At 56.3% G+C, this 10,956-nt stretch carries 6 protein-coding genes; all 6 read right to left on the reverse strand.

Annotated elements, in window-relative coordinates; all coding sequences use genetic code 11:
* Positions 1-212 precede the first annotated feature (212 nt).
* From ABDW13_RS18095 to bcsQ, 6 genes are read right to left on the reverse strand one after another with little or no spacing between them, the layout of a single operon-like run.
* Positions 213-1,217 carry a glycosyl hydrolase family 8 gene (locus ABDW13_RS18095; RefSeq protein WP_343553949.1) on the reverse strand — a complete coding sequence of 335 codons (1,005 nt, stop codon included), beginning with the start codon at positions 1,215-1,217 and terminating at the stop codon, positions 213-215.
* Between the two features lie 9 nt (positions 1,218-1,226).
* The gene (bcsD, locus tag ABDW13_RS18100) at positions 1,227-1,673 is read right to left on the reverse strand and encodes a cellulose biosynthesis protein BcsD (protein ID WP_343553950.1); all 447 of its coding nucleotides are present in this window, start codon (positions 1,671-1,673) and stop codon (positions 1,227-1,229) included.
* Positions 1,673-5,482: a cellulose synthase subunit BcsC-related outer membrane protein gene (locus ABDW13_RS18105; RefSeq protein ID WP_343553951.1), complete on the reverse strand. Its 3,810-nt coding sequence runs from the start codon at positions 5,480-5,482 to the stop codon at positions 1,673-1,675. The genes bcsD and ABDW13_RS18105 overlap by 1 nt, the downstream gene beginning before the upstream one ends.
* Before the next feature lie 11 nt (positions 5,483-5,493).
* Positions 5,494-7,995 carry a cellulose biosynthesis cyclic di-GMP-binding regulatory protein BcsB gene (gene bcsB, locus ABDW13_RS18110; RefSeq protein ID WP_343553952.1) on the reverse strand — a complete coding sequence of 834 codons (2,502 nt, stop codon included), beginning with the start codon at positions 7,993-7,995 and terminating at the stop codon, positions 5,494-5,496.
* Complete coding sequence (bcsA, locus tag ABDW13_RS18115) at positions 7,992-10,097, reverse strand: UDP-forming cellulose synthase catalytic subunit (protein WP_343553953.1); 2,106 nt, start codon at positions 10,095-10,097, stop codon at positions 7,992-7,994. The genes bcsB and bcsA overlap by 4 nt, the downstream gene beginning before the upstream one ends.
* Before the next feature lie 54 nt (positions 10,098-10,151).
* Positions 10,152-10,952 carry a cellulose biosynthesis protein BcsQ gene (gene bcsQ / locus ABDW13_RS18120; protein WP_343553955.1) on the reverse strand — a complete coding sequence of 267 codons (801 nt, stop codon included), beginning with the start codon at positions 10,950-10,952 and terminating at the stop codon, positions 10,152-10,154.
* Positions 10,953-10,956 lie beyond the last annotated feature (4 nt).

Genomic DNA, 10,956 nt, shown 5'->3' on the forward strand with positions numbered 1-10,956 from the left:
TGTCTGAACATTTTGGCGTGAAAAGTTTCATTCGTGACGGTTAAGCGCTTTGATCGTTAGCAACAAAAAGCTGGAACTTGTGAGATTGAGACAAAACCGTGAGGAATGATGAGTGCTTGAATAAACAAGGTCACCATAAATGGTGACCTTGTAAGTGAAGAGCCGATTTTGTAGGGTCGCCATTTATGGTGACCTGGTTTCCAGCAATTGAATTAACGCTTTTCCTGATACGCCATCCAGGTCAGCAATTGCAGGCTGGCGGAGAAGTAGTTTTGATCGGCGGCCAAACGGTCACTGAGATAACCGGTTTGATTGAGCGTCAAATCGCGAATCGCTAGCAAGCCACCTTCCATATTGTACGGTGCAGGCTGGTTGCCGAGCACATCATACCAGGCGGGTGTGGTCATGCGTGCAGAGCCTTGCCAAACACGCTGGAACGGCACCAGACGCAGGCTTTGCGGATCGTACCACCAGATGTTCAGCGGAATACGAATCGCGTCATAGCTGAAACGGTTGGAATAGCCCACCGCCGGAGCCACTGAACCATCGGCATTCAACGCCACCCAATCCAGCGGCAGGCCGGTTTTACCGAAGTGCATATTTCCCAGCAATTCCATGCCATCGTCGATCAGCTCATTCCACACGCGCAGATGGCTGTGCTCGGCGAACTCGCGCCACGCAGCGAACAGGAAATAAGAGGGATTGAGCACCACGTAGCTGGTTTTATTGAAACCTTGCGCACCCGGCAGCATCACTTTGTGGCCGCCGAAGTTCACCACCGTCAACTTCACCACCGCGCGCTGAATGCGATCTGAAGCTTGCTGATAATCGCCGCCCCACTTCTGCGCCGCACGTTGCAGCGCCCAGGCAATTAATACATCACCATCCGACGCATCGTTTTTATCGGCAATCGGATCGGCCGCGCCCGGCGTATAACGCCAATAGAACAGATCGTTTTGCGGATTGCGCAAATGGGTGCGCGTCCACTGCCACAGCAGATCAAAGGTGGCGCGATCGTTATTCGCCACCGCCAATAGCATGCCGTAGCCCTGACCTTCGGTATGGCTAACATTGTTGTTAGCCGTATCGCTGATGCGACCATCGCTGCCCATAAAGCGGCTTTTGTAAGTGCTCCAGCCATCTGCGGCTGCCTGCGCGCTAAAAAACATCACCATCAAACACAGCATCCATTGACGCCAGAATCGCATCACTCTCATTACAGCTTCCTATTGATATCGATAGTGCAGCGTGCCGCCGTCATTCTTCTCAAGGATTAAAGGCACTGACGCGCTGCCGCCTTGCGCTTGCAGCCATTGCGCATACACGCCCGCTAACACCGCGCTTAACGCCAACTGCCAACGCTCAACATTCACGCTGCTGTCGCCCTGCGGCAGCGCATGATGTTGAAGCAAAATGGCATTTTCCTTGGGCTGTAACTGCACAAAGCCCCAGTTAAAACGCGCCAGCTGCAAATTGATTTCACGCTCCAGATCCTGCACGGTGCGCGCTTCTGGTAAAGGATAGCGGGTTGCCAGCGATGCGCCGACACCGTTGAGGAAGCCTTCTGCTTCCTCGCCTGCGTTGTCCAGCATGCTCTCAATCATCGCGCTAACCAGATCAAACCAACCTGGCTGATGTGGATGGTTAACGCGCGCGGTTACTTGCTCACTCATTAGTAGTCTCCGAACATGTAACGGAAGTACAGATTGGCTGTGCTTTCGTTGTAATCGCCAAAGGTGTCGTAGCCCAGCTGACCGCCAATGCTGACATCTTTGTTAATTTTGTAATCCGCACCGGCATGCAAGTTATAGCCAATGCCATTCTTGCTTTCGCCGCTGTAGAACGCGCTCTTCACGTAGCCCTGATCGGCCAGGCTTTGCAGCTGAGACTGATAGTCCGGATTATTCGGGAAGTAGGCGCTCTTATCCTGGCTGTAGGATTGATAACCCACCGAACCGCCAACATTCACTTTCAGGTCGTCAAACTTGCGGCTGAATTCGATTGGGAACGACACCGACGCATAGTTTTGCGGACTGAAGTAGCCGCCCTGACCGTAGCTGAAGTAGCTGAGGTTTTTCGAGTAATCCATCCACGACAAACTCATGCCAACTTTCAGCTCGCGGTCGTCGAAGTGATAAGGACGCACATACGCACCGGCGGTAGCCTGCACGCTGTTGTTGCTCGCCACGTTTTCACCGATGTAGCTGTACGCGCCGCCGCCGACGTAGAAACCGGCATCGCCGTTGTCGTAGCTCAGCAAGGCGTTACCGCCGTTTTTGGTCACGCGGCCCCAGCGCTTGCCACTGGTTTTATCTTCGACGCCAACATAAGAAAGCAAGCTGTCGGTCATCGCGCGACGTTCACCGGTGAGGATCAGCGTCAGGAAGTCCGTGAGTTTCGGTGACCACTGCACGCCGCCCACCAGCGTACTCAAGTCCTGACCGAGCGGCGTGCTGCCGAGGTCAATCTTGTAGCTGTCGCCCTTCAGCGCCATGTTCAGCTCAACGCCGGTGGCAGATTGCGAATCAGTCGAGGAGTTTGGTACGTCGTCGATTTTAGCCGCGCCCGATGCCACCACTTGCCCCTGCACCAGCGAGTTGGTGCCGAAACGACGCCATGCGTCGCCACCGGCGCTGCCGGCGGTGAGGGACACTGGCGTCATAGTAAAGTCAAAGCGTGACTCGCCAAACGGCACGGTGGAGAAGGTCAACGGCGCTTTGGCTTCAGTCAGTTTACTCAAACCTGATTCGCCATCACGACCGCGCACCTGCATTTGTCCCTGCACCCATGTGCCGGTTTTCTCTTGCAGATCGTCCATCATGGTATCGATTTGATGCAGCGTTTGGCTCTGCTGAATCGCTGGCGTGTTGCTCGCCAGCGTCACGCCGGACGCGCTGCTGGTCGCATCACTGGCGGGTGCCGCTTGCCACGGCATCACCGCGCCATAGCTGGATGGCGAACCGGAAACCGGTGAAGTGCTGCGATTGATGAACGGATTATCCGCAATCGCCAATCCGCCTACGCTTGGCACGCTGCCAGTTTGCGCCCCTTGCAAGCCAATCAACTGGCCGCGCGCGGTGCGCAGATAACTCATCGCCTGGCTGTGTTCACCGTTGGCTTCCGCCACGCGTGCCAGCAGCAGCAAGCGATCCGGCGACTGCTCGTTGCGCAGGCCGCGCGTTAAGGTATTGGCTTTGTTGACGTCGTTCTGCGCCAGCGCCACGTTGATCGCGCCGGTACGCGCATCTTGCGTCGCAGTGTCCTGCGTCATCAGGTAGTCGTACACCACGCCAGCTTCTTTGTTCATCTTGCCGGATTGATACAGACGCGCCATCGCAAACATCAAATCGCGGTTCTGCGGATCGTGTTGCAGCGCGCCAACCAGCTTGTCGTAGGCGGCGGCGTACTGTTTCTGCTCACGCAGGCGATCCACTTCGTTGATCACGTAACCATTGCGAATCCCGGCCAGCTGCGTTGGCGTGCTGCGTGCCTGCAATTCCGGGCTGCTGAGGAAGCTCTGCGCTTCGGTATTCAAACCCGCCTGATTCAGCACCGCGACCTGCGCCGCATAATCACCGGCGTTGCCCTGAATACCGCGCTGCATGTTGCTGCGCACCACCGAAACCGCAGTGGTGAGATCGCCCGCTTTCGCCAGTTTCTGCGCCAGGTTTCCGGCATCAACCGGATTCGACGGCGGCGTAGCCGCCAGCGCGCGCAAAGTGTTGGCTGCCGCTGCATTTGAACCCTGCGCCAGATACTGATCGGCGGTGGTCATTTGCAGATTGAAGTTCACACGTTGCGCCAGCTCACGCATATCGCTGTTTTTGCTGCCGTTAGGAATACGCGACAGCAACAAGCTCGCCTGCTGCCAGGCACCGCTTTCGCTGGCGTTTAACGCACCCGCGTAAAGTTCCGCGGTGCTGGCGCCGGTGCGCATGGTGGGCTGCATGATGTTTGCTGCCATCATGTTATCGCCTTGCGCACGATAGATGCGCGCCAAATCGAGACGCAGCCAACCATCGTTCGGATAGCGTTGAATGCCGCTGTTCAGCGTGGCAATCGCCGCGCTGTTGTTGCCTGCTGCCAGCTCACGCTTGGCCTGAGCACGAATCGGATCGGTGCTGCTGCCGCGCGGTGCCACGCTCTGGCGCACACTGTCTGGCAATGACGCCAGCAAGGTATTGGCTTCGGCGCTACGATTTTGCTGACGCAGTACGTAGAACAAGCCTTCTTTAGCGTTGCGGTTGTTGGCATCGCTTTGCAGGATCGAACGGTAAGTTTGCTCAGCTTGATCCAGCTGATTGTTGCGACGCTGCACATCAGCGCGGAACAGCTTGGCCGATACGCCTTTCTCGCCGTCGGCCTGCGCCAGCGGCTCACTCAGCGCCAACGCTTGCGCGCTGTCGCCATTTTTCAGTGCCTGCTGGGCGGTCGCCAGTTGCGCATAGAAACGGGCATCCGCCGCTTGTTTCTGCCGCGTTTCGCTTTGATCGCCGCCCAACTGCGCAGCGCGCGTCAGATAATCCGCGGCTTCGCTATAACGACCAGCACGCTGCGCCACATAACCCATCCCCGCTAACGCATCAGCATCTTGCGGGTTGGCTTGCAGCACTTTCTCAAAGTTGTTCTGCGCGTTGCTGACATCGCCGCTGTTCAAGGCAGTAAAACCAGCCCCTTTCTCAGCGCCGCCAACGTTTTTACGGTAGTAATCCATCACCGCGTTGTCTTGCGGATGGCGCTGCTGCCAGGTTTGATAAATCGAGGCATCAGATGCTTGCGGGCCAAGCCACAACAGCGCCTGACGCAGCGAGCGGTCGGCTTCTTTGTTGCCATCCGCCAGGCTGCCGAGCAGATCGATACCCTGACGACGCGTCGATTCCTGATAGGTCATTGCTTTGCCCAGCGCCAACTTGGCGCCAGTATCTTGCGGATGATCAGCCGAGAACTGACGCAGCGCTTCTACCGCCTGCGGCAGCAGCGATCGATCGCCCGCCATGGTCAGATAATATTCTGCTGCCACGCTCGGCGGCGGCTCATTGCCGCTAAAGGTGTTGCGCCAGGTTTGCAGCGCCGCCTGAATGTTGCCGCTGCGCGCTTGCTGACGCGCCAGTTGCAGCTGCGCCTGTGGAATAGTTTGCAGCTGACGCGCGTTATCCAGCTCAGTGAGATGCGGATCGTTCGGCGACGCGGCGCTCAAACGCGCACGCCACTGCGCGGCTTCCGCTGTGCTGCCACTTTGCTGCGAATACAACGCCAGCAGATACAGCGCTTGCGTATTGTTCGGCTCCACCATCAACACTTTTTGCAGCGATGATTTGGCCAAATCGTCGTGGGCTTTCTGATGCCAGTAAGCCGCCTGATCGAACAGCGCTTGTAACGCAGGATTGGTACTCTCGGCCGCCAGCAGCGGCTGCGAGAGCGTCAGTGCCCCACCCAGAATCAGGGCATGACGGATACCGGCACTTAACAGATGTTTTTTCATTGTTTTTATCCTTACTTCTTGCCGGACTTGCTATCAACTTTTGGGTTGAGACGACGCCACGCATGACGTTTCAGCATCACCCAGGCGCCACCGCCGACCAGAGCTGAAAGCAGCAATGCCGCCAACGCCATCAGCACTGAGTGCTGGTTGGCATACCACACCACCATCATGTACCACGGCATTTCGCCGCTTGGGAATTGCGGGCCGACGCGGAAGCTGCGGATGCCGTTCTCATCAGTGATGATGGCGGTATCGCCGCGAATACCGGCGTTAATGCGCGCAGAATTCAGGTCTTCATGCAGGCGCAGCAATTGCTGATCGCTGGTCGCCACCGTCATCACCACCAAACGATCCGGGTTCCACGGCGAGCGATAGCTGACAAAACCGCGCCACGCTTCGTTGGACGAGAAGTAACGATCGGCATCCAACTGCTGGCGATACCAATCGCCGGTCAACCAGCCGCGCAGCTTGTCCATGGTGGTGGGGTCTTTCACGCCCAGCGTATTGCCGCTGGTATCAAACGGCGTGTTCTCCAGCATCGACTGGTTGAACTCGTTGTTTTGCGTGGTGCTCACCGCCAGCAGATCGCTCTGCTGCAAACGCGTTAAGTTAGTGCCGCCGTTAGGCAGGCCGAACAGCACCTGGTTCTGCAACAGCGGAACACCAGTGGCGTTCCCGGCGCGTGAAGCCATATCCAGCAGCGTGGAGATTTCCGCATCGCTTGGTTTTTCCGGCAGCAACAAAGTGGTCTGCGAGAAGTCCGCCAGGCGCGAGAACGGGAACGATGCGCCGACGAAGTACGACAGGTTCGGCAGCATGGTGAAGTGGCGCGTGTGGCTCAAATCGATCCACGAATCCTCTTCAATGCGGCTCTTGATGTTGTTGTTCAGCAACACGCCGCACGGTGCATCTGCTTTCGGCTTAATGTTGAAATACAGCGCCAGTTGGTTGTCACCGTAAATCAGGTACGGCTCCAGCTTCAGGGTGTAATGCTCCTGACGCGCGTCGCCGCCCAGACGATGCCAGGCGCTTTCCAGCAACCCGACTTTGTTTACCGTCAGGTTACGCAGGAAAGTGCCGTTGATCATCACGTTGAGGAACGAGTTGTTCTCATCAATCCAGCTTTCTGATGGGAAGCGATAGTGCAGCTCCACCGGAATGGTGTCGCCATCCCACATAAACAAATCGGGCGCAGCGCGGAAGTTGACGCTCAACGCATCGTGCCAAATGCCGGTGGTGGTCAGGCTCTGATCTTTACGCAGCAGCTCGCTCAAACGTACCGGGCGCGTGGTGTTGATCCAGCGCGGCGCATCGTAAGGCTTACGCAGGCCGATCGGCTGCGGCTGCACGTTGAGACTGCTGGCATCGGTCGCCAGCGGTTGGGTGGTTAAACGGTTCGCCGCCTGACGCAGTTGATCGTCATTCGCACCCACCACCAGCAACAATTTGTAGACCGGGTTATTCGGGTTATCGATGACTTGCAATAGCGGGCCATTGGTCGCTGGCAAGGTTACCGTGCCAATCTTGTCACCAGGATGGCCGATCAAGATGCCGTTGTGCTCCGGCAGATCGCCACGGATGACCGGGAAACGAATGCCGCGATAGTCTGATTGAATACCCATCCACGATGCCACCAACGCGGCGGCGCTGACGCTATCTGGCTCGGCGTTAGCCGCAAAACCAAAGGTCACGCTGGCTGGCGTCATGCGCTGTGCGTCGATAAACGGACGCGGGAAGTTGCGCAGGCTGGTGCCGATATTCAGCTGCTGGCCTTCCAGGCTCAGCGTGGTTTTCGGCAGAATCGAGACTTGATACTGCTGTGCGCTCTCTTTCTCACACAGCAACTTATCGGCATCGTTGATCTTGAAGCTGAGGTTGTTGCTGGAAACCACCATCGCGGCCGGAATATCCAGCTGATAGTCGCTGACATCGCTGTCGCTGGAACCGAGTGGCAAGGTGCCCAACGGCTGGCCGTTTAGCATCAGTTGCAGCGAGGTGTTACGCGCCGCCAACGCTGCCGAGACGCGCAACGATAAATTCAGGCGCGCGTTGGTGATCACTTCATCACCTGGCAAGGTGAAGACGATACCGGATTGCAGCTGACCGCCGGTCAAGGTAATGCCTTGGGGCTGGCCCATTTGAGCGACGGAAATCACGCTGCTGACTGGCTGGTTTAATATCGCTGCGCTTGCTGGAGCCGCCACTGGCGCAGGCGCGACAGAAGGCAGCACCATTTCTGGCGCAGGCGCGGCATCGCTGGCTGCTGGCACTGCATCACTTGCCGCAGGCGCTGCGTTTTCAGTGCTCGGTGCGGTTTCCGCTGGCGCGTAAGGTGCGGTGCCTGCGGCTTGCTTCAATTGTTGATCGGCTTCACTTTCAATGCCTTGCGGCGGCGGCACGTTGGAGAGCGCGGAGCTATCCTGCGTCACCGCTGGCGTTTCTGCCCAAGCTGGCGCGAGTACCAGCGCCGCTGCCAGCGAGCTTGCCAGCAGCGTTTGCGTCAAATTCTTCATGCAGCGCTGTCCTCTTTTACCGCAGGCTGATTGGCACGCTTACGCTTCTCACGGCGATCTTTCCAGGTCAGCCAGAACAGCTCAAACACGGTACGAATAATGGTGCCAAGTGAAACCAATGGATTGTCTTGTTTGTATTCCGGCTGAATCCACGCATCAGCACGCGCCAATACCACGCGCACCAACTCACGACGGCGCGACAGCGGCATATCTTCAAAGCGCAGACGAATGCTCTCTTCATCGCCGGAGATTTTGCTCACTGGAATGGTGATGGTGCCGGATTTCAGCAGCAAATCGATCTCTTCGATTTCGTCCTGCTCGTGACGATTATCTGGCGCATCCAACTGCGCGCCACCCATCGACAGATCGCTGGTTTGCGTGCGTGAAGAGATGCCGCTGGCGTAGTGAATCACCGCAGGAATCTGCACCTCGATACGGATGGTTTTACGCACCTGTTTGGTTTCACGCGCCACGGCAATCGCCGCCATCAGGATGATCAGGCTGAACACCGCCCAACCGACGTTGAGGGCGATAACGTAGGGATCCACGCCAAAGTAATCATGCGCTACCGCTCGCACCACGCCCGCCACAATGCCGATGGTCAGCAACACCGCCACAATCACGTGTGGACGCACGATGTGGAAATCGAAGAAGCCTTGATCGAGCAAGCCGCCTTTATCCGTTACGTTAAACTTGCCGCGCTTCGGTGCCAGCATGGTCAACAAGGTTGGGATAACCAAGTGGAAGCACATCACGGTTTCGTAGATTTCGCCCCAGAAGGTGTAACGGAATTTGCCGTTCATCCGCGAGTTGACGTACAGCGACATCACCAGATGCGGCAGTACATAGGCGAAAATCAGCGACGCTGAGGAGTGAATGATGTTCAGGTTGAACAGCAAATACGCCAGCGGCGCAGTCAAAAACGCCACGCGCGGCAAGCCAAACTGGAAGTGCAGCATGGCGTTGAGGTAGCACAAACGTTGCTGCCACTTTAAGCCACGACCAAACAGCGGGTTATCGACGCGGAAGATCTGCGTCATGCCACGCGCCCAGCGGTTACGCTGAACCACGTGCAGGCCCAAACGTTCGGTCGCTAAGCCAGCCGCCAGCGGAATCGCCAGGAAAGCCGAACCCCAACCGAGACGCTGCATTTTCAATGCGGTGTGCGCATCTTCCGTTACGGTTTCCACTGCAAAGCCGCCAATCTCTTCCAGCGCGCTACGGCGAATCACCGCACACGAGCCGCAGAAGAAGGTGGCGTTCCAGTTATCGTTACCTTGCTGCACCGGGCCATAGAACAGTGAACCTTCGTTCGGGATACTGCGCGCGGCGCGCAAGTTACGCTCGAACGGGTCTGGCGAATAGAAATAGTGTGGCGTTTGCAGCAGCGCCAGTTTCGGGTCTTTCAGGAACGGGCCCACGGTGGCTTGCAGGAAAGTACGCGTCGCGACGTGGTCGCAGTCAAAAATACAAATCAGCTCACCTTTAGTGATCTTCATTGCATGGTTGAGGTTACCGGCTTTGGCGTGGTTGTTGTCATCGCGGGTGATATAACCGACGCCAGCGTCAGCGGCAAATACCGCAAATTCGCTGCGCTTGCCGTCATCCAGCAAATAAACTTTTAATTTGTCGCGCGGATAATCAATACACTGCGCTGCCAATACGGTGTCGCGTACCACATCGAGACTTTCGTTGTAGGTTGGCACATAGACGTCAACCGTTGGCCACAGGCTGGTATCATCCGGTAGCGGTTCGATGGTGCGTTTTAATGGCCAGGTGGTTTGCAAGAAACCGAGAATTAAAATCAGCCAGACGTACAGTTCGGCCAGATATAAGCCGATACCGAGAATCGCTTCAACCTCAGAATTAAATTGCAGCGTCTCCGTGGTGCGCCACCAGATATATCGGGTCGACATCAATGCGGAAAGGATAACCATCACAATGGTTATTTTGCGGCTTTTGCTGAAGCCCAGTAAAAACATCATCCCGATGCTGATCAAGCCAAAGATATATTGCTTTTGGCTGTCCATAGGCGTGATGACGATTACCGCAGCGACTGGTGCAAGCACCAGCAGCAGCAGGTAAAACCCGAGTTTACTCATGATTCACCCTGAAGAAGCTGTGTTGTTATTATGTGGCCAGGCTCGGCCTCATTATTAATAGTGGCTGCGAATAGGCGCCTGAACTTCACCGTTGCCCACGGTAATATTCAGGATATTGGCTACGCGTTTTGCCACTAATTCGATATCAAACGCGGCCGCTGAAGCCGGGCTGAAATCATAGACAGATTGTTGCGAGGCATTGGCTTCCGCGACACTTTCATCACGATGCACTACGCCCAATAAATTATCGCCTAAACGTTGCTGCATAAAAGTGGTGACTTCGCGGCTAATATTGCGACGGTTGTCGCTCTGATTAAGCACGAAATAATGACCACGCTTATTATTTAGTGGCTGACCAATCATCTTGTCATTTTCAATATGCGGCAGTAATGAAACTGATGCGGTATCCGCTAACATCACCACTAAATGCATATCGGCAAGAGCTTGCATTGCTTTAAGTGCCGGGCCAGGACCTGGCGGGAAATCGGCAATAATCACCAAGCCGGGATAATTTAATACCGTATCCAGACCACGACGCAGGAAATGCGGGTCTTTCGCCAGATTATCTTCGAAGCGCTCACGCTGCTCTTCCGTCACATCGCCATACGGCATAACAAAGATATTGCCGCCGGTTGTCAGAATTGATTGGCTCCAGTCTGCCTGCTCTTCAGAACGTGCAACAAAGCCGCGACCATCATGCAGCGGTACACCGAAATGCAGGCGCAGTGCGTTCTGCACATCGAAATCGATTGCCAATACCTTGCTGCCAGCGCGAGCCAGACTCCACGCAAGGTTGGCCGCCATGGTGGTTTTCCCTACTCCCCCTTTTGGCGAGCACACACAAACTAACGGCATAGCG

Source organism: Pantoea sp. (assembly GCF_039594315.1).
Taxonomy (GTDB): Bacteria; Pseudomonadota; Gammaproteobacteria; order Enterobacterales; family Enterobacteriaceae; genus Pantoea.